At 49.6% G+C, this 18986-nt stretch carries 19 protein-coding genes; 10 read left to right on the top strand and 9 right to left on the bottom strand.

Annotation, left to right across the window (positions count from 1 at the left end; genetic code table 11):
• Nucleotides 1-139: 139 nt before the first annotated feature.
• Nucleotides 140-1624, top strand: coding sequence for a hypothetical protein (locus tag MHI42_RS01230; protein ID WP_342422445.1), 1485 nt, complete (start codon nucleotides 140-142; stop codon nucleotides 1622-1624).
• A gap of 11 nt (nucleotides 1625-1635) precedes the next feature.
• Here the strand turns inward: MHI42_RS01230 and MHI42_RS01225 are convergent, their stop codons facing one another.
• Nucleotides 1636-2316, bottom strand: a complete 681-nt coding sequence (locus MHI42_RS01225; protein WP_342422444.1) for a succinylglutamate desuccinylase/aspartoacylase family protein — start codon at nucleotides 2314-2316, stop codon at nucleotides 1636-1638.
• A gap of 157 nt (nucleotides 2317-2473) precedes the next feature.
• Nucleotides 2474-5020, bottom strand: a complete 2547-nt coding sequence (locus tag MHI42_RS01220; protein ID WP_342422443.1) for a diguanylate cyclase — start codon at nucleotides 5018-5020, stop codon at nucleotides 2474-2476.
• Between the two features lie 277 nt (nucleotides 5021-5297).
• Here MHI42_RS01220 and MHI42_RS01215 point away from each other — a divergent pair, with 277 nt between their 5' ends.
• From MHI42_RS01215 to MHI42_RS01195, 5 genes are all read left to right on the top strand, one after another.
• Nucleotides 5298-5519, top strand: coding sequence for a hypothetical protein (locus MHI42_RS01215; protein ID WP_342422442.1), 222 nt, complete (start codon nucleotides 5298-5300; stop codon nucleotides 5517-5519).
• 59 nt (nucleotides 5520-5578) lie between these two features.
• Nucleotides 5579-5701 (top strand): hypothetical protein, encoded by a 123-nt coding sequence (locus MHI42_RS01210; protein WP_268794596.1) that lies wholly within the window; start codon nucleotides 5579-5581, stop codon nucleotides 5699-5701.
• Between the two features lie 147 nt (nucleotides 5702-5848).
• Nucleotides 5849-6991, top strand: a complete 1143-nt coding sequence (locus MHI42_RS01205) for an IS4 family transposase (protein WP_342422441.1) — start codon at nucleotides 5849-5851, stop codon at nucleotides 6989-6991.
• Between the two features lie 65 nt (nucleotides 6992-7056).
• Complete coding sequence (locus tag MHI42_RS01200) at nucleotides 7057-7296, top strand: hypothetical protein (RefSeq protein WP_342422440.1); 240 nt, start codon at nucleotides 7057-7059, stop codon at nucleotides 7294-7296.
• 214 nt (nucleotides 7297-7510) lie between these two features.
• Nucleotides 7511-8671 (top strand): C45 family peptidase, encoded by a 1161-nt coding sequence (locus MHI42_RS01195; protein ID WP_342422439.1) that lies wholly within the window; start codon nucleotides 7511-7513, stop codon nucleotides 8669-8671.
• Here MHI42_RS01195 and MHI42_RS01190 read toward each other — a convergent pair.
• Nucleotides 8631-9083 carry a GrpB family protein gene (locus MHI42_RS01190; protein WP_342422438.1) on the bottom strand — a complete coding sequence of 151 codons (453 nt, stop codon included), beginning with the start codon at nucleotides 9081-9083 and terminating at the stop codon, nucleotides 8631-8633. The two genes, MHI42_RS01195 and MHI42_RS01190, sit on opposite strands and share 41 nt — an antisense overlap.
• A gap of 247 nt (nucleotides 9084-9330) precedes the next feature.
• Between MHI42_RS01190 and MHI42_RS01185 the strand changes: the two genes are divergently transcribed.
• From MHI42_RS01185 to MHI42_RS01170, 4 genes are all read left to right on the top strand, one after another.
• A complete protein-coding gene (locus MHI42_RS01185) occupies nucleotides 9331-9501 on the top strand; it encodes a hypothetical protein (RefSeq protein ID WP_179093454.1) in 171 nt (56 codons plus the stop codon).
• Nucleotides 9502-9713: 212 nt separating this feature from the next.
• Nucleotides 9714-10490 carry a glutamate racemase gene (murI, locus tag MHI42_RS01180; RefSeq protein ID WP_342422437.1) on the top strand — a complete coding sequence of 259 codons (777 nt, stop codon included), beginning with the start codon at nucleotides 9714-9716 and terminating at the stop codon, nucleotides 10488-10490.
• A gap of 1 nt (nucleotide 10491) precedes the next feature.
• Nucleotides 10492-11316: a GNAT family N-acetyltransferase gene (locus tag MHI42_RS01175; protein WP_342422436.1), complete on the top strand. Its 825-nt coding sequence runs from the start codon at nucleotides 10492-10494 to the stop codon at nucleotides 11314-11316.
• Between the two features lie 91 nt (nucleotides 11317-11407).
• A complete protein-coding gene (locus MHI42_RS01170; protein ID WP_076243064.1) occupies nucleotides 11408-11773 on the top strand; it encodes a DUF4190 domain-containing protein in 366 nt (121 codons plus the stop codon).
• A 62-nt stretch (nucleotides 11774-11835) separates the two neighbouring features.
• Here the strand turns inward: MHI42_RS01170 and MHI42_RS01165 are convergent, their stop codons facing one another.
• From MHI42_RS01165 to MHI42_RS01140, 6 genes are all read right to left on the bottom strand, one after another.
• Nucleotides 11836-13047: a response regulator gene (locus MHI42_RS01165; RefSeq protein ID WP_042214249.1), complete on the bottom strand. Its 1212-nt coding sequence runs from the start codon at nucleotides 13045-13047 to the stop codon at nucleotides 11836-11838.
• Nucleotides 13044-14822, bottom strand: a complete 1779-nt coding sequence (locus tag MHI42_RS01160; RefSeq protein ID WP_342422435.1) for a sensor histidine kinase — start codon at nucleotides 14820-14822, stop codon at nucleotides 13044-13046. The genes MHI42_RS01165 and MHI42_RS01160 overlap by 4 nt, the downstream gene beginning before the upstream one ends.
• Before the next feature lie 93 nt (nucleotides 14823-14915).
• The gene (locus tag MHI42_RS01155) at nucleotides 14916-15740 is read right to left on the bottom strand and encodes a carbohydrate ABC transporter permease (RefSeq protein WP_039301053.1); all 825 of its coding nucleotides are present in this window, start codon (nucleotides 15738-15740) and stop codon (nucleotides 14916-14918) included.
• 18 nt (nucleotides 15741-15758) lie between these two features.
• Entirely contained in the window at nucleotides 15759-16649 is an 891-nt protein-coding gene (locus tag MHI42_RS01150; protein ID WP_039301056.1) for a sugar ABC transporter permease, read from the bottom strand.
• Nucleotides 16650-16811: 162 nt separating this feature from the next.
• Nucleotides 16812-18185, bottom strand: coding sequence for an extracellular solute-binding protein (locus tag MHI42_RS01145; protein WP_171715867.1), 1374 nt, complete (start codon nucleotides 18183-18185; stop codon nucleotides 16812-16814).
• Between the two features lie 117 nt (nucleotides 18186-18302).
• Nucleotides 18303-18743, bottom strand: coding sequence for a GNAT family N-acetyltransferase (locus MHI42_RS01140; RefSeq protein ID WP_342422434.1), 441 nt, complete (start codon nucleotides 18741-18743; stop codon nucleotides 18303-18305).
• Nucleotides 18744-18986: the final 243 nt, after the last annotated feature.

Genomic DNA, 18986 nt, shown 5'->3' with positions numbered 1-18986 from the left:
CTATTCGCAACGGTCGGGTTGCTGCTGCGCCGCATATTTGGACTACCGCTCTCTCGCAGGTATTGATCTAATCACTTATGGGAAGTGGTGATGCTATATAGAGGCGGAAGCCGAATGCCTACACAGAGGGGAAGTTCATATGTCTAGAAAAACCGCCGTCTACCCGCTCAGCTGCGGGCTGCTGACGGCTGCCGTTATACTGCTCATGCAGCCTAAATATTCGTATAATGATCCGGATACGTTCTGGCATCTGGAGGTCGGACGCTACATGCTTGAGCACGGGAAGGTGCTGCATCATGCGATACATACCTTTTATGGAGACAAGCTGCCGTATATCCCGCATGAAGCCGGGTTTCAGCTGCTGATTACACGACTGTACCAGTGGTTCAGCTGGCCTGGGATCTATCTGCTGACCGCCCTGTGCCTGCTTGGCTTACTGTTGGGACTTATTCGTCTTGGAGAAGTATCACGTAAAGAGCTGGGTCTGCGGGAGAATCATGTTCTGCTCCTGCCCTTTGTCCTGCTGGTCTCCTGCTGGATCTACTATAACTACTTCAAGGGTAGACCGCAGATGGTCTCCTCTCCGCTGATTGTCTGGTTCTTCATCTGCATGCGGGAGTATCAGCTGAAGCCCGGGGCCAGGTATGCGGCAGCAATGATGATCCTCTCCTGTGCCGTTGCCAATGTCCATACCGGAGTATGGCTGGTGATTGCCGTGTTTACCGGTATGGCCGTGCTGGAATCGCTAATTGCACGCAATCTCAGCTGGAAGCGGGCTGCCGTCTTCCTGCTGGTCCTGCTGGCCGGTCTGCCGAATCCGGGAGGACTTCAAGGACTGCTGTTCATCTTCACCGTCACACACAATAACTACAATCTGCTCATTAATGAATGGCAGCCTCTCTCCTTCAGCCGGCCGGACCAGCTGCCGATTCTGCTTCTGCTGCTCTTTTTCGCGGTCACCCTGCCCTTCTCCCTGCAACGGAAGCCGTTCCGCTTCTTCCTGATGACCGGTATCCTCTATCTCGGAGTATCAAATTTCAAGCAGAATCTGTTCATGTGGCTGTTCATTCCTTATTTCGCGGCAGTCTTCTTCGAAGCGGTTCCGCTTCCGGGCAAGCTCAGGCTGCGGACAAGCGGAAGAGCGGTTGCCCTTGGACTTGTCACCGGGCTGCTGATCAACACTGTATATATCTTCTCGGTCCCGCCAGTGGTGACTGCTGCAGATTACCCTGTCTTAGAGATGAGCTATGTACTGGAGCATACACCGGCAGGCAGGCGGCCTAAGGTGCTGTCCAGCTATGGGTCTTCAGGTTATGTGATGTTCCGCGGCGGGGATGTGCTCTGTGACGGGCGTCAGGACCCTTTTATCACCAAGGCTTCGATTGGAATCATGGGCTGGAATGCCTTCGAACGCTCGATGTACGGCTTCTCCGAATACTTGCCTGATATCGTGAAATATGACCACCCGGATTATGTGATTGTGCGAAACGGCAGCTCCGGGAGGCTGTATCAGGACTGGGTGAAAGCACTCGGCACTCCTGTCTACAAAGGAAGCTACGGGAGTGTATTTGTTCCCGGCAACGGAAAGCAGCCCAAAGAAGATCCGGGGTTACAGAGCAGCTGAACTATACGGCATCAGCCGGTTAAACCCGCAGCCCTTAGGAAAAGACTGACAATCTCACTTTGCAGCCGCACTCTTAAGGAGAAATCAAGACTCCAGCAGGTTTCCACTGTAACAGCTCTCGCTCCGAGCAGTCGCTGCATAGCCATACGTGAAGTCCCGGCGCGCTCGCGGCGGCGGATATTGAAGCGGTAAGCTTTATTCGGAACCGACAGGTTCATCTTCTTCACAATTTGCTTCGCCACACCTGCCGCCCGGCTAGCCGGGCTGATAATCAGCGTCTGCCCTACGCGCCGCGGATTAAGCTGTGACAGCCCGTTCGCTTCATGCAGATCCAAATACCAGGATGGACGATAACGTGCAGCGAGTTGAAACACCGCTGCTGACAGCGGATGTCTAGCCTTAGCGCCTGTACCCACCGGGAAGGTACGGTTCAAATCAGGTTTGCCGCGGATGCCCTTCCGCCGTGCGGATACATTCACCAGCGGGACAATAATCAGCTTCCCTCTGCGCAGAACCCACTCTCCGCGTTTGAACCGGTTTACGATCCCCTGTGCCGCACGGGTACTAGCCGGTTCATTGCCATGAACGCCGGAGATGATCATAAATACAGGACCGGGCGCTGCACTGCTAACGACATAATAAGGTGTGGCATAGGGAGTTCCTGCTGCCAGCATATGCTTCTCGACAGACACCGCGTTTCACCTCCGTTTACGTATGCAGAAGTACATTCGCTTTATTCTGTAATGTATGCGGATCGCCAATGGTGGATTGGACACATAGACTGGCGCGGCAAAAAGCCGGGTATAGTCCAGACGGACCTTACCCGGCTTCTGTGTTCATAACGGTTATTCAGTGAAATACAACCTGGTTTTTTCCGCTGGATTTCGCCTCATAGAGCGCCTTCTCCGACCCGGCAATGAACTCTGAAGTACGGTCCGTTGTAAGAGGGACTTTCAGCAGACCGCCAATACTTACGGTGACCACGCCTTCTTCTTCATAACGGTCGCGGGGAATTTGCAGATCATAGACACCCTTGCGCACAGCTTCGGCCAGCTGCTCCGCCTCTCCGGCGGTTGCCCCGGACAAGGTCAGGATGAAGGCTGCTCCGCCGAAGCGGGCGACGAAGGCGCCGTGCTGCTTGCTGATAAGGTTCAGTACATCGGCTACTGACTGAATACACAGATCTCCGCCTTTTAACCCGTGGACCGCATTATAAGAATGGAAATCATCGATGTCAATAGACAGTAATAGAAGCGGCTCCTGCGCGCGCAGGCAATTCTTCCATGTACTAGTGAGCTCGTTCTCGAACGCCAGCCGGTTCGGCAGATCCGTTAAGGAATCCGTTGTCAGGTAACTCTGCAATTGGGTAGTTACACTGGTGTAGGCTTCACCCTTCGCATCAGCGTTAGCCCCCTTACTCAGAACAGCCATGACGGAAGGTTTGCCGCCGTGGATTACAGAGGCCAGTGTCAGGTTCATGTCCAGCGTCAGTCCATCCGCATTCTGAAACTGTCCGCTGCCGGTTACGAACTGGCTCTTGTTCAGGGTGAGCTCCGAGAAATACTGACGCAATGCAGGACGGTATGATTCGTGCACATATTTCAGGAACGGCTGACCCGTTAGGGACTTGCCCTTCTCTATAGCCATCAGGTCCAGCGCACGGTTATTGCTATAGACGATAAGATCATCGGTAATCATAAAGAAAGCTACCGGTGACAGCTCCATCAGCTGGAGATAACGTTGTTCATTATGACGCAGACTTCGTGCATTCTGCAGTGCCTGTTCCTCGGCCTGACGCAGCTGATTCTCCGTCTGTCCGCGCAGGATAGATTTCAGCTGAGGCAGAATGTTGAGATGCTGCTCTTTCCAGGGAAGTGAAGTAGACTGAACGACCTGGCGCCATTTCTCAAAAGATTTCCGGGGAGACAGACGCATCCCGTCATTCTCCTGAATGACAGCCTTGGCCGGATCTCCTGCCCAGTCCACAATCTCTACAACTTCTGGTCTGAACCAGATCATATAGTTCTGCTGTCCGGGAGTCAGGGCCAGATACAGTACTCCGGAGGCCTTGTCCTTGTAAGCTTTGGCTGATTCATATTCCAGACTGAGCCTCGAAGTACAGTAAGTGTAGTCCCTGGCTTTACCGGCCAGCCAGCCCGCAAGCTCCCGTACCTGATCCTGGGAAGGCGTAACCCCGTACAGCATCAGCTTGTCCTGGTAACATACCGCTGCTCCTGAAGCATCCATTAGCGCAAGCAGCGTCTGCTCTTCCTCTCCCAGCTGCTCAATCACCCGGAAGGAGCTTGAATTTCCTGTGAATACATCGACAATCCGCGTCGCTTTGGTCCGCAGCTGCAGCTCTGTCTGATACGTATCCAGCTGCTGGCGCTGGTACAGCTCACTGGAGAAGAAGGAACCCAGGAAATTGCACAGATTGCGGATGCGATGCGGTACATACTTTGGCGAATGGTGATGGCAGGTGATCAGTCCCCAGAGCTTGTTATTATTAATTAACGAGATGGTTGTAGTAGCTCCAACTCCCATATTCTGCAAATATTCGATATGCAGCGGGGAGACACTGCGCAGGATCGACAGGCTGAGGTTCAGCGGCTTGCCGGTTAGGGGCTGAAGCACCGGGATAATCGGTACCGGCGTATAGTGAACATCCACGATGGTCCGCAGCCAGTTGCGCAAGTACAGCTCACGCGCCTGCTTGGGGATATCCGATGCCGGGTAGTGATGCCCGAGGAACGGTTCCAGACCTTCCTCCTTCGCTTCAGCTACAACTTTCCCGTTCCACTCGTCATCGAATTCGTAGATCATCACGCGGTCATAACCGAGCATTTCTTTGACCTGTTCAGCCGCTGCCTGACTGGCTTCAATCCGGCCTGCAGTCTGCTTCATACGGCCGAAGAACGTGCGGATCCATTCAAAATCATTGGCTCCTGCACCCTCCTCTTCTGAGGCAGGCTCCAGCTCGACAATCATCAGCCCTTCACTTTCGTGAATAATGCTGAAGAAATCGGTCATCTCTCCTTCAACTTCAATCTTCAGGACAATATATTGTAAATCTGCGGTTTCCTTGGCGTTCACACTGCGCTCCAGTAAGGCCTGAAGCTGACTATCGCCTACCAGCTCAGCCATAGAAGTTCCGAGCAGCGTCTCTGCAGGAATTCCCAGCAGTACATCTGTGTTCCGGCTGGCCTGGACAATAAGATTGTCATTGCCCTGCGTCACTGCCAGCAGCACGCCATGCGGCTGAATAAGCCCGGGAATATGGATCGGCTCCTTGTCGCAGTTCGTGAGGTCCAGCGATTCATTCAGTTCCAGACCGGCTTCGTTCAGCAATGTGCGGTTGAGCGGATCATTTTCGTTATGGGCTTTAGAGTCTGACATGGTGCAACGCCTCCAATGAAGTAAAAGATTTCTATGCATACATTATGTGTAGTTTCATATTATCTTATTTTCGGTAGCGTTAACAAATCGCGTGTACGTTAGAAGAAACTTCTATCTGGGAGGGCCGGGGGTATTTCCGGGACAGATGGATACAAAAATCCCGCCAGTTCAGAGCTGGCAGGAGAATACAATCAACGTAGCTTCTTCGCTATGCCTGGAATGGAATAATTATGTATAATATTTATGGTTAGAGGAAAGTCTTAGGAGGTTAAATCATATGGAAGAAGTACGGATACAGAAGCATGACCGTTCCGTGAGCTTCAGAGTTGCAACAGATGCAGGGGAATTTATCGTCTTTGATTTGTCACTTTCCAGCCCAACCCGTAACCGCACCCTCTACAGCGGAAAAGAGTTTAGTCTGGCTTGGGCAGCCGCAGAAGCGGTACTGGGTGAAATCGCAGTCCCTGATGAACTCTTGAAATTCGCAACAACAGCCTGATGCCCCAGAGTTGACCCCTCAACAGGGGTCTTTATTATTCTTATACGAGGTGACCGTAAATGAGAAAATACAAACGTTCAGGCAGAGACATTGTTTCTTTCCTGCTGGGATTCGCTTCTGTGCTGATCATTGCCTTCTTCGTTATCCGGTATGTTCTTCAGAATGTTTCGTTTGGGCCTTAGGGGGTGGCTGTGGATGTCGAGTCACTAATTAGCTTTGAAATGTTGTACGTAATACAGGCGTGTTGATTTACCAAAAAAAGGACAAAAAAGGCCGCCATTTCGGGTAATGGTAAGTACCACCAAACCAAACCGAAATGAGGCGACCTCATGAACAAGAATAACCCATTCTTAGCTGTATTTAAACAAGTTTTAACCCAAGAAGAAGTAGCCGAACTAACCGGGCAAGAGAAAGACTATACGGACACTGCAACTAAATTCACGGTGTATACCATGCTGCACTATCTCGCCCAAGCCAGTTATCTGAAATGGGACGGTTTTCGTGAGTGTGCAAGGCTAGCTCCAACCCATGATTTAGTTCCTGTTCACTACTCAACCCTCTCGAAAAAAGCCGGCGAGGTTCCCTATGAGATCTTTAAACGAGTCTTTCGACTCCTGGTGAAAAAATGTAATCGCGAAACCCGGCGTCACCTGAATCTTCCCAAAGATTTATTACTAATCGACTCTACGACGATCACGGCATCCAACCATCAACTGTCCTTTGCGAAATACAAAAAGCACAGAGGGGGCCTCAAAATGCACACGGCCTTCTCCTATGCTCAGCAGTCTCCCCTTCAGGTGGAAGAAACGATCGCCAGACGCCACGACGCTCCGTTAGGCGAAGTATTGGCAAATCCAGACTATATTATAGTACAGGACCGGGCCTATGGGAAAATCGGGAGATTGGATCATTATGTGTCCATAGGCCAGTCCTTTGTGATTCGGCTTAAAGACAATCTACACTTAGTCGAACCGGAAATACACACCTACCAACTCCAAGGAGATCCCAAGATTGTACGAGATATCATCTGCAATATCGGCCAAGGAAAGTGCCGTTCTGCGGAGCGTCAACGTGTGGTTGAATTCAAAAATGACCGTAACCAAGTGGTCCGAGTGGTCACCGATTTAAGAGAAGAGTCCCCAGAAGTCATTGCCGAAATCTACAAAGCCCGTTGGCAAATTGAAGTCTTTTTCCGCTGGATCAAGCAGCATCTCAATGTACCTAAATTGTTTGGAAAAACAAAGAATTCGGTCTACAATCAGTTGTTTGCGGCGTTCATGGTCTATGTTCTTTTAAAGTGGTTGTTTGACGTAATGAAAGACAAAGTCCCTTGCTTCGTAAAGCTTACTTTCTTGGAATTTATGCAGTTCCTGCAGAACCAGAATCTTCCGGTCGAGTGGCAGGTTCAGTTTGATTTGCTCCGGAGAAATACTGGAGATTTCTGTGAATTAATCAATCCAGTATCTGGGTAATCAACACGCCTGTACGTAATACAACTTGGACTCATAGATATAAGGGAATTTGTAAGGTTTGTTGTATGAAATACAACAATTTCCAAGCACAACAGCATGAATACGGGGAAATCCTGCATTTTGTACAACATTTTTCGTTTAAGCTCAATATTGAGAGAAGAATGTTGTATTTCGTGCAGGATTTTTGGGATTTACCCTCCATCGAAAGTAACCCTTCTCATTTCACGCAAAAAGGAGCATTGGGGGAATGCTCCTCTTCGGCTTGCATATACCGTTATTGGAACTGCGCCTCCGGCAAAAGTTAATCCGGAAGTTATATCAATAAGTTACCTTGAAAATGACAATAATACAAGTATTTCCTACTCCGTCCAAGAAAATATGCCCTTATAATGATTGCGCTTCCCTGTATAGCAGCCCATGCGGGTATTTCGGCCGGAACGGACTTTGCCGACTGAAGAGCTCGCCCGTTATAATGGACCTACTCTGCGCAGAGAGTAAACGAGAGAAGGTACTTATACAATGGATGCTAATCCCCCTATTCAACGCAGGACCGCACAATATTCCCATATCGTTACGGAGGGCACACATTATGAGGTCGGCCGTGCATTAGGCGCTCATTACAAGCACAATTCCGAGCTAATCTCATTCTTATCCTCTCCATTCATGGGGGCTTCCCCGCTTCTGCCGTCTGCGGCAGATAAAGTGATGGAGAGCTTCGAGAAATATTGCCCCGGCATGAACGAAGAAATCAAAGGCTTCGCCGACGAGACCGGTATCGAACCCGGCCAGGTTGTGTTCTATTGCTCCTACTTCCAGCCTTCCGGCCACTGCACACAGGCTGCATACCGGACAGGTCCGGATAACGGCGGGCATATCTGTCATATGCGTAATTATGATTTTGGCTGGGAGGATGAGCCTTATAATCAGCTGCTGCTCAGTACAACACGGGTGAAGGGTAAACCTGCACATATCGGCTTTGCGCTCCAGCTGTTCGGCCGTTATGACGGAATGAATGATGCAGGGCTTACCGTTACAACAACGTCGGGGAGAATCCGGCCGGAGATGACCGGGGAAGGCTTTATTTTTCCGGGAGTGGTCCGCGCCTTGCTTGACAACTGCACCACTGCGGAAGAAGCGGCGCTGCTGATGCGCAGCATGCCAGTCTCCGACTACCGGAATTTCCTGATCTCAGACGCCAAAGGCGATATCGCACTAGTTGAAACTGCCGGTACGCAAAAAGAGGTCCAGTATTATCCGGCAGCGGCGGGCGGGAACTGCAACCAGCTTGTCCTCCCAGCCAACCATTATACCCTTCCATCCATGCAGGTTCATAATTTGCAGGTGATGGGGAATTCGAGGACAAGGTATGAAGCGCTGCGGTCGGCACTTACGGACGAAGTTGCCCTCCAAAGCCCCGTGGGAGCCATGCAAGCCATCGCAGGCACAGAATACCCTAAGGGAGTCTGCTGTCATCATTACAGTGAGGGCTTCGGAACGTTATGGTCCATGGTCTGTGATAACTCGGCACGCGAGGCGCACATCTGCTTCGGTTCCCCGCAGCTGAACAGCTGGAGGACTTATGGGTTCAACTACCCGGCCGGAGTGCGCGAATATCACGCCGTTCTGCCTAACCGCCCATCTACAGCCGGATTCTGGAATCAGCTGCCTTCCGCAGAATAGAGTGCACGAACTCTGTCTTCCCCTCACAATACGAATCGATATCATAACGGTATTCGTCAGCCAGCCGCTGCTTAACCGCTTGATACTCCTCAAGGTCAGCTGGACTGCTGCGCAGATAATTGCGGAAAGCGATATGCTCAAGATATCCCTTCCCGTCCTTGGGACAGACATAGAGATGGTATTTCATGAAGCCGTCATCCTTCACGCTTCTGAAGGCTTCCCTGCCCTCAATCCCCAAATTGCCCTGATGCTCATAACCGTACTGCTGTAATCTCCGGATGATCTCCGGCAGCTTCTCATAGCTCTCCATCACCAGATCGATATCGATAACAGGTTTGGCCGATAGTCCCTCGATGGAAGTACTGCCCACATGCTCAGCCGCTATGATCAGATCTCCCGCGATCTCCAGCATCCGCGCTTCAATTCTGGCGTATTCTGCCTTCCAGGCCGGCTCGTAGGGAACAACTTCAACAACTTTTGTTTTCTCAGCGATGATCTTCCCCTCCTTGGTGTGAACAGTTTTTAGTAAATATATTATAGCGCACCTGTCAACGGGGGAAGGCGCCTGCCTGCTAAGTATTCTATGTAACGTTTAAGTCTGCCGGGATAAAATGCAAACCGCTATCTCATACTATCCAACAGATATGGAGGTGAACAGTATGCCCAAGAACAGTGCAGATCCGAAGCATGACCGTGCTGATAACCGTGCCGATAAAAAGAACAACCAGCAGAATCACTCCAGCATCACCGAAATCCCCCAGATGGTAAATCCGGATAAAGCAGAAGATTATGTGCCAAGCTTAAATGGCGTGACCAAGAACGAAAGCTGAATGTAAAAGGACCGGGCTTCGCTGATGAAAACATTGGCGGAAGTCCGGCCTTTTTTATGTTTTCCGATGAAATTCCAGAACTCAAGCACAGCCGGGAATCAGAATTCATATATGAATTAGAGTGTGTGAATCTGAACGGACAATGTAGTTATAAAGTTAATGTAGTGATAGAATAATACAATCATTCTAATAATCACGGGAAGAGTGGAAATATGCGAATAGGATTTTTTGACTCCGGAATAGGCGGGTTAACGGTGCTTCATCAGGCACTGAAATTTCTGCCGCAAGAAGATTACCTCTTTTACGCAGACACTGCACATGTTCCTTATGGAGAGAAAACAAAAGAAGAAGTTAGAGAGTACATTCTAAATGCTGTAGATTTCATTGCTAAACACAATATAAAAGCTTTGGTTATTGCTTGTAACACTGCCACCAGTATCGTGATTGAGGAGCTCCGAAGCCGGTATGACTTTCCTATCCTGGGCATCGAACCGGCAGTGAAGCCTGCCATTGAACAATCCGAAGGAAAACAGAAAAAAGTTCTGGTGTTAGCCACGAGACTTACGCTGCAGGAGAAGAAGTATCATGATTTAGTTCACCGTATAGATCATGGGGAAATTGTGAACAGTTTACCTCTTCCCGGGCTGGTGCAGTTCGCTGAAAGCTTTGAATTTGATGAAAAGAAGATCATCCCCTACTTGAATCAAGAATTGTCCCGGTTTAATTTGCAGCAGTACGGCACGGTGGTACTCGGATGTACTCATTTTCCTTATTTTGAGAATAGTCTTAAGAAGGTTTTCCCTGAAGACGTCGATTTCATCTCAGGAAGTATTGGAACAGCCAGACATCTGAAACGTATCCTCGAACACAAAGGTCAGGTTAACCAAGGTACTGGTGATATCATCTTTTTCAAGTCTGGTGTGAAAGTTGAGGATACCTGCACATTAGACAATTATCATCGCCTTTTCAAACTTCTGGATGAACTGTGAATTGAATTACGATCAGCAGCTGATGATTACCGGAGAAAAGGAAGTGTATGACTTGAGCCACTATGAAGCGGTCATGGGGAGATTACGCCGAAGCCCCCTGAAGAATATAACGCTGCTCAAAATGATGACCGCCTATCACACTCAGATTGACAGTACGCTAATCGAACAGCAGGATCACTGGGGAGTGTTATTGATGATGCCTACCGTGACCTTCCCCTACGATCACCGGACCTATCCTGAGGCCGACACCGTTGTGCTAATGGACTACAGCAGCCCGGAGGTCTTCCCCGCCCTGCTGAAGCTGCTGCCAAGGGACGCAAGGCTCGTATTTAAGCTGCAGGAGGATGCGTACCGCCAGGCGCTGGAGCCGTATTTCACACTGCATAAAGTCCGCAGTCTCTATTCCTATTCTACGGCCGAAGGCCAAACCTTCAGCGCGGACGGGGCATGCATCGTAAGTGAAGCAATAGATGAACGGCTGCTGCCGTTATGGATGGCTAACGACTATTCACAGGGGGAAATCAGTCAATATTTTCAGGAGGGGGCTTTCTCTGTAGCATTGTTCGAGGGAGACGTGCCGCTCAGCACTTGTATGGTATTCCGCAATGAGGAGTCTGTCTGGGAGATTGGAGCTGTACATACGGCTGCTGCCGCAAGAAAAAACGGACTGGCGCAGCGCGTGGTCCGCACAGCGTTATACCATACTCTGCAAAGGGGATATATTCCGAGGTATCAGGTACTTGAAGACAATCTCGCCTCGATCCGTCTGGCTAAATCGATTGGACTTACCCCCGCAGTGAAGCTTGAGCACTGGATTAACTATTAACGGTTATCTCTGTATTCAAAATATTATATACTGTTAGAAACATGTATCTGTCTATGGAGCCTCTGCTCACAAACTATGAAGGAGTTAACTTATGAGTTATCAACCCCCACCCTTTGGAGATCAGGAATTTTATCAACAGTTTCCCCCGCCGCCCCGCCAGGAGCGGACGAATGGCAAAGCGATCGCAGCACTGGTGCTCGGCATTCTCTCCATCGTAGTTCCTTATATCGGACTTATCTTCGGGATTATTGCGATCGTTCTGGCTGCACTCGCCTTCAAGGAGATCCGTCTCCGCTATGAGCAAGGCCGGGGGCTGGCGATTGCCGGGCTGGTCTGCGGGATTGTCGGCACCATCATTTACGCTGTACTCATCCTCCTGTTTGTTCTTGCACTCGTGATGTTTGGTAATATTGACACCGGCACGGTGAATTATTTCAACAATTTAAACAGCTTCTAAATGGTGAAAAAATCAATAAAAGGAAGCTGACACCGGTTTCGATAACCGGCATCAGCTTCCTTTTATTGTTGCGGTGGAGTACCCTTGCTCATGAGAATGTTGATGCTCTCCTGCTGACGGTATTCCGTCGGTGTAAGCTGATATTTCTTACGGAACATTTGCGTGAAGTGGCGCATGTCCTGATAACCTACCCGTTCAGCAATTTCAGCCAGCTTCAGCTTGGGATTGAGCAGCAGCAGCTTGGCCTGCTCCAGCCGCAGGGAGGTTACATATTCCTTGTAGCCCTGCCCCGTCTTCTGCTTGAACAGCTGGCTGAAGTACGCCGGATTCAGGAACACCACCGAAGCCATTTTCTCCAGCGACAGATCCTCGTAGAAATGCTCCTTGATATAGTGCAGGGCAACATCAATGGCCTTCTCCCCGCTGCCTTTCATCGGCTCCAGTTCAAGCGCCTGGGAGGCCGATGCCTCCCGCATCCGCTTTACAACCTGCGGCACGGTGTTGAAGTCATAGCTGAGCCCGGAGTGGATAATCTGGAAAGGAATCTTCAGGTAATGCGTCAAATGAGCCTTGACCTCTTCCTGAAATTGCTCTACCCGGATGTTCTCACCCGGCGTAATAAGACCCAGCAGGCTCTGCCGGTCATAGCTGACAACGAATCCCCGTCCATGCTGGTCGATCAGCTCAGACAGTACATTCTCGACGATGAAATGCTCCAGGCGGACACTTTTGTCACCCGGGTCCAGCTGGATCATTACCAGATAGAAGTGGTTGTAATCTTCAATAAAAGGCTCAATATCCAGATTCCCGATATCCAGCCCAGAGGCCAGCCGCTGGAATACCCCCTCGCGGAGGAATCTCAGACTGGCCTTCAGCCGCTCGCCTTGCCGCGAGATATTGTTGTCCTGCTGGATTTCCGTTGTTAGGCTGTCAATGAGCTCGGTCAGCTTTGTTTTGCCGATCGGCTTAAGCAGATAGTCTCTCGCACCCAGCCGGACCGCTTCCTGCGCATAGGAGAATTCGCTGTGGGCAGAGATGACAATCCATTTCACATAGGGATACCGGCGCTTCGAAATCTTCATGAATTCGAGGCCGTTCATTCCCGGCATCAGAATATCGGTCAGCACAATGTGGATGCGCTGTTCTTCCATGATTTTAACCGCTTCTTCCGCCCGGGCGGCCACGAATACCTGATGCTCCGGGCTAATCTGCCCAATGGTGCGCTTGATGCCTTCACGGATGACCCGTTCATCATCGGCAATAAGAATATTCACGTAGTCTGTTCTCCTTCCACTGAAATCGGCAGCACGATGGCAACCTGTGTCCCTGCTCCGGGGAAACTCTGAATCTGCAGGCCATAATACTCCCCGAACATGAACTGCAGCCGGCGGTGCAGGTTCTGCAGGCCGATGCCGCTTTTGCCGCTCTCCTTGGGACTGGGACTAGGAGCGTCCCCATTCAGCGAGTCCTGCAGCCGTTTCAGCTGCTCCTCATTCATTCCGTTTCCGTTATCTTCCACAATCAGTCTAAGAACAGAACCTTCTTCTCTGGTATATACCTTCAGAATACCTTGGCGGCCCAGTGATTCCAGACCGTGCTTGACGGCGTTTTCAATTACAGGCTGGACTGTCATTTTGGGAACACGGATGTCCAGCCAGCGTTCATCGATTTCCGTAATAATCTGCAGCCGGCCTTCCAGCCGGATCGAGATAATCTTCAGATAATGGCCAATCTGCTCCAGCTCTTCGCGCAGACTCACTTCGGCCCCATCCTCCCACTGGCTGCTGTAACGGAACATTGAGGACAGGGACAAGACCAGCTCACCCAGCTGCTCATTGCCTTCCTCATCCAGCATCCAGTAGATCATATCGAGTGTATTGTACAGGAAATGCGGATTAACCTGGGACTGCAGCGCATGCAGCTCGGCATTCTTCTCACTGACGGACGAGAGCTTCACGCGTTCAATCAGCTCCTCGATCCGCCGGACCATCCGGTTGAACGAAGCCACGAGAATATTAATCTCCTGATAGGAGGAGACATTGACCATTCCGCGGAAGTTACCGACCTCTACCTGCCTCATCTCCCGGATCAGCTTCTTCAGCGGCGAGGAGATGGTCTGAGATACGATCGAGGCAATCAGCGTGGAGACAATAATCAGCGCCGAGATGACAATCAGCAAATAACGCTTCATCTCAATCAGCTCTACATTCAAATCCTTGTCCGGGGTTATACTCATCACCCACCAGCCGGAGAATGACAGCTTGGAGGCTACGACCAGCCGGTCGCTTTGCTGCTCAACCATCACATTCTGCGTAGTCGGCAGCATAGGCAGATTGGAGACGTCCGGCGTCGGATCTGTAGCAGAAGTGACAAACCGTCCATCCGGGGACATCAGGTATACCTGACTGTGCTCACCGAGCTTCAGATTCTCCAAGGCGTCCAGAACCGGCTGGGGATTCGTCTCATACAGCACGATCCCGATCGGCTTATGCTCATTCAGATCATAGATCTGCCGGCCGAAGGCGAACACCGGGCTGTCCTCCACCTGATCGATCAGGGAATGCTGGTACACCCCCAGCCAGACCATTTTACCTGACGAGGCCTGCAGCTGGTGATACCAGTCTTCATCGGCGTAATCCGGATCGACCACGTTCATATAATTACCGTAATTATAAATCTTCCCTCTGTCTGTGATCACATGAATGCCCACCAGGTCATCCCGTGAATAAAAAATCGAGCCGATAATATTCGTCACGGTCTGCTCATTGATATAAGCCACCGCCGGCTCATCGGTTTTCTCATTAATCAGACGAATCATCTCGAAGTTATTGCTGAGCGATTTGGACAAAGCGTCATAACCCTTGTAGAGGAGTGTGAATAACCCTGCGGTCTGGGCGACGTTTTTTTGCGACAAATCACTGATCTTCTCATGCAGCTGATCCGTAGTCCGGTTATAGTACAGCAAGCTGACAATAAGCAGAATACTGGACATGCAAAAAAGAAACAGCAAGAACAACCGATGATGGATGGAATGAAAGCCGCTCTTCATAGGACTCTCTCCTTTCAACACCCTGTCCTGCCGTTTCCTATTATAAATCTAACCCAATTTTATATGCAACGCGTGAATTCATAATTGTGCAGATCAGCCTTTAACTGCTCCTGCCACCATGCCTTTTGTAATCTGGTTGGACAGGAAGAAGTAGATCAGAATGACCGGCAGCGCGCCCATAACGAGGAATGCGCCGATGTTACCATAGTTGACCGAATACTGGCTGACGAAGGTGTAGACCCCGAATGGCAGGGTTTTGAGCTTCTCGGACGAGATGAACGTTGCCGCCAGGATGTACTCGTTCCAGATGTTGATGAAGGTCAGGATACATACCGTCATTACCGGCGGTACAGACACCGGAAGAATAATGCTGCGGAAGATCCGGTACACACTCGCTCCGTCGATGAACGCCGACTCTTCAATCTCATGCGGGATAGCTCTCATGAATCCGCTTAAGATGAATACGGCGATTGGCGTGGAGAATGCGACGTAAGGCAGAATCAACGACCAGTGAGTATTCAGGATATGCATATTTTTGAAAATAATCATCAGCGGCAACAGTGTAGCCTGCATCGGAATCATCATCCCCATCAGGAAGATGGTCATCACGAGATTGCCGTATTTCCAGCGGAACCGCGAGATCGCATAAGCTGCCATTGAAGCCAGCAGGATGACACAGATCATTGTAAACGCAGTAACGAATACGCTGTTGGACAGATACTTCAGATAACTCCCGGAGGTGTAAGCTTCATAGTAGTTATGCCATTGAATTTTTTTGGGAAAAGAAAAGAAGCTGCCGTCCATGATTTCTTCGTTGGTCTTGAGTGAGTAAAGCAGCAGCCATAACAGCGGGTACAGCTGGGTGACCACAGGGATTGCAAAAAGAAGATACACGATTCCTTTTTTAAATTTACGCATGATTCGCGCACTCCTTTCCTAGTTGTATTTTTTCTCAAGTTTATTGAAGATGGTATTGATCACTCCGGTAAAGATGAGACAGACAACAACCAGGAACGTTGCGATCGCACTGCCGTATCCATACTTGAAGGACATGAAGGAACTGTTATACATATGGGTTGAGATGACATCCGTCGCATGCGCCGGACCGCCGCCTGTCATGACCATGACCAGATCGAAGGCCTGCAGGGAGCCGATAAACGCCAGGATAATCGATATTTTGAAGATCGGAACAATCAGCGGGAGGGTAATATAACGATCCGCTTTGAAACCGTCTGCTCCGTCAATTTTGGCCGCTTCATATAGCTCATCAGGAATATTCTGCACTCCGGTATACTGGATCAGCAGATGGTAGCCGAAGAACTGCCAGAGTGATACCAGATAAAGGGAATACATAGCGATGTTCGGCTCGGTGAGCCAGTTGTGAGTCCAGCTGTCAAGACCCAGTGACACCAGCACGCCATTCAGCATGCCCCCCATGGAAGTAGGGTTGTAGATGGTCTTCCAGAGTTGTCCAATGATAACAACCGACAGGATAACCGGTGTGAAGTAGATCGACACCAGTGTGTTGGCTTTCTTCAGATAACGGTTAAGCAGGATAGCCATTCCTAAGCATAGTGGAATTTCCAGCATGGAAGCCACTGCATACAGCAGCGTTCTTCGTACGGAAGGCCAGAACACAGGATCATTGAAGAACATATCTTTGAAATTGCCTAAACCAATAAACTCCGCAGTAGTAAGACCGTCCCACTTCAATAAGCCCGTATATAATGATACCAGTATGGGAACAAACACAAGGCACACGTACAAGAGCAGACATGGCAGTATGAAGACGGCTATTGTGCGTGCTGGCACCTTAAGTACTTTCATCTTTCCCGCCTCCTAAACAAGCAGATTCTTTGTCTATTTACGATATTCACGATATTCACATTGAAAATCTTCATGATAAACTCGATGCGAAGAAGCCTGGATCAGCTTGCTTCGCATCGAGAAGGACAGCTTTACGGTTGCCTGTAGCGTATTGCTTATTGCTTATTTGTTGGCTTCAAATGCAGCCTGGTGCTCTTTCGCTACCGCAGCGGAATCCATTTTCTGAACGAACAGGTTCTGAATGCTGCTGAGGTGAACTTGAGCTGTTGCAGGGTTCATCGTGTTATCGAACGCCAGGTCGCCGCCTTTAACTTGGTTGAACAGGCCGGCAATGTTAACAGCCAGATCAGAGTAACCGGCAGCTTTGAGGTCGCCGTCTACCTTTTGACCGATACCTACAGCATTTTTCAGTTCAAACTGTTTCTTAGGATATTCGGAAGCGAAGTAGTTCAGGAAGTCTTTGGTTTCTTGCAGGTGTTCGCTGTTTGCAGATACGGCAAATGCGCTGCCTGGTGCAAGCATGAATTCGTTAGGGTCACCCTTGCCGTTTACTGTAGGGAACTGGAAGGCTCCAACTTTACCGGCTACAGGGGATGCGTCAATTGCGCCTGTTTCCCAAGATCCGATCGACCACATTGCTGCTTTACCTGTTTTGAAGATGTTACCGCCGGCATTGGCATCAATGGAAGTAGCTCCATCCGGGAATGCACCAGCTTGAACCAGTTGCTGGAATGCTTCTACAGCTTCTACGAATGCAGGATCTTCGAAGGTTTTCTTGCCGTCAAGCACATCCTGCAGGAATCCAGGGCCGCCGTTGGTGCGGAGCAGGATGTTCATGAACAGGAACGAGCCGGTCCAGGAATCTTTTTCACCGATAGCCAGTGGGGTAATTCCCTTATCTTTCAGGATTTTGACATCCTGGAGCAATTCTTCAAAGGTTGTCGGAGGAGCAGCAATTCCTGCCTGTGCGAACAGGTCTTTGTTGTAGTACACAACTTCGATGTTGTTGCCGTCAGGAAGCGCATACACATTGTTGTCGAAGCTGTAGTAATCGAGCAGGCCTTCCTGATAAGTGTCTTTCAGGCCGTTCTGTTCGAGCATATCATTCAGCGGTGCGAACAATCCTGCATCTACGAAAGGCTTCATTTGTGCAGCCGGGTTAACGATGGTAATGTCCGGTACTTCTTTGGAAGCAGCCTGTGTTTTGAGCTTCACCTTCTGCTGGTCCGTGTTCAGCGTATCCAGTTCAATCGTTACATTCGGATGGTCTTTCTGATACTGCTCGCTCAGCTCGTTGATCATTTTGTAAGCCGGTGTTGCAGGGTCAGGATAGATATTCTGGAAGGTAATTGTTACTTTCTTGTCGCTCGGAGCAGTTGTTGCTGCGGCGTTTCCGCTGTCAGCTGCACTCGGTGCGGCGTTGTTCTTGGCGCCGTCGTTTGTATTGTTGTTCGAATTGCCGCATGCTGCAAGGCTTAACGCCATAACTGCGGTGAAAGCGATGGTAGCGGATTGCTTCATTTTTCTGTTGACCATTAATTGATGCCCCCTGTGTTCGTGATATGCTTATTATCATCCAGTGAAGCGCTTCCAACAAGGTGGGAACTACAGAATAAAGGTTTGTTTTTTCTAGGTATACTGCACTTAAGCAGCCTAATCGTCCAACCTTTTCTCTAACATCTGTTCATCGTCTTTAACATAGCTGCACTGTTCATAGGTTCTGATTGCAGCAGTGTTGCTTCTACCTGTCAGTACCTTTATACTTTTCACTCCGCGTTCTCTAAAATTTTCTTCCAGGCAAGAAATAATGGCAATTGCAATTCCTTTTCTTCGAGCGGCTTCTTCTACGTAGAGTTCAGTAATTTCTCCATAGGGTTCATCATAACAAAATGAAGAAAAGCATTGAGCACAGCCAAAACCAACGATTCTACCATTTATCTCTGCTACGGCAATCAGTTCATTATGATTTATATTCAAATGTTCAATTATCTTAGCTGCGGGTCTTGGTGCACCACCGTTAAATTCCTGATTTAGTCTGGAAAGATCTTCAGCATCGGTTAAGGATGCCAGCCGTACATTTGCAACAGAATCCATCTTCGGTCACCCCTCCATTTCTATATCTAACCCCTAAAGTTTAAGATTATTGGATTTGGTAAACGCTCTAACACATTCACTTCCATAGAATCCTCACCCTTTCATCTTTCCTTGAAAAGCAATTCTTCCAAGGATATCCTATCCACTCACTTCAACGTCTGCCCATAGCTAACCGGGGCTGCCGTCTCATACCGGCAACCTCGGTTAAATGATTGTTAAGCTATAGTTACCCCGTTATGGAGT

The organism is Paenibacillus sp. FSL E2-0178 (assembly GCF_038593005.1).
Lineage (GTDB): Bacteria > Bacillota > Bacilli > Paenibacillales > Paenibacillaceae > Paenibacillus_AQ > Paenibacillus_AQ phytohabitans.
The sequence above is the reverse complement of the archived record's forward strand: the minus strand, read 5'-3'. Positions and strand labels throughout refer to the sequence as shown.

Bases quoted from the DNA above. Each gene is read 5' to 3' on its own strand.
- MHI42_RS01230 (WP_342422445.1), top strand. From the start codon at position 140: ATGTCTAGAAAAACCGCCGTCTACCCGCTCAGCTGCGGGCTGCTGACG.
- MHI42_RS01220 (WP_342422443.1), bottom strand. From the start codon at position 5,020: ATGTCAGACTCTAAAGCCCATAACGAAAATGATCCGCTCAACCGCACA.
- MHI42_RS01215 (WP_342422442.1), top strand. From the start codon at position 5,298: ATGGAAGAAGTACGGATACAGAAGCATGACCGTTCCGTGAGCTTCAGA.
- MHI42_RS01210 (WP_268794596.1), top strand. From the start codon at position 5,579: ATGAGAAAATACAAACGTTCAGGCAGAGACATTGTTTCTTTCCTGCTG.
- MHI42_RS01205 (WP_342422441.1), top strand. From the start codon at position 5,849: ATGAACAAGAATAACCCATTCTTAGCTGTATTTAAACAAGTTTTAACC.
- MHI42_RS01200 (WP_342422440.1), top strand. From the start codon at position 7,057: ATGAAATACAACAATTTCCAAGCACAACAGCATGAATACGGGGAAATC.
- MHI42_RS01195 (WP_342422439.1), top strand. From the start codon at position 7,511: ATGGATGCTAATCCCCCTATTCAACGCAGGACCGCACAATATTCCCAT.
- MHI42_RS01190 (WP_342422438.1), bottom strand. From the start codon at position 9,083: ATGCTGGAGATCGCGGGAGATCTGATCATAGCGGCTGAGCATGTGGGC.
- MHI42_RS01185 (WP_179093454.1), top strand. From the start codon at position 9,331: ATGCCCAAGAACAGTGCAGATCCGAAGCATGACCGTGCTGATAACCGT.
- murI (WP_342422437.1), top strand. From the start codon at position 9,714: ATGCGAATAGGATTTTTTGACTCCGGAATAGGCGGGTTAACGGTGCTT.
- MHI42_RS01170 (WP_076243064.1), top strand. From the start codon at position 11,408: ATGAGTTATCAACCCCCACCCTTTGGAGATCAGGAATTTTATCAACAG.
- MHI42_RS01160 (WP_342422435.1), bottom strand. From the start codon at position 14,822: ATGAAGAGCGGCTTTCATTCCATCCATCATCGGTTGTTCTTGCTGTTT.
- MHI42_RS01155 (WP_039301053.1), bottom strand. From the start codon at position 15,740: ATGCGTAAATTTAAAAAAGGAATCGTGTATCTTCTTTTTGCAATCCCT.
- MHI42_RS01150 (WP_039301056.1), bottom strand. From the start codon at position 16,649: ATGAAAGTACTTAAGGTGCCAGCACGCACAATAGCCGTCTTCATACTG.
- MHI42_RS01145 (WP_171715867.1), bottom strand. From the start codon at position 18,185: ATGGTCAACAGAAAAATGAAGCAATCCGCTACCATCGCTTTCACCGCA.
- MHI42_RS01140 (WP_342422434.1), bottom strand. From the start codon at position 18,743: ATGGATTCTGTTGCAAATGTACGGCTGGCATCCTTAACCGATGCTGAA.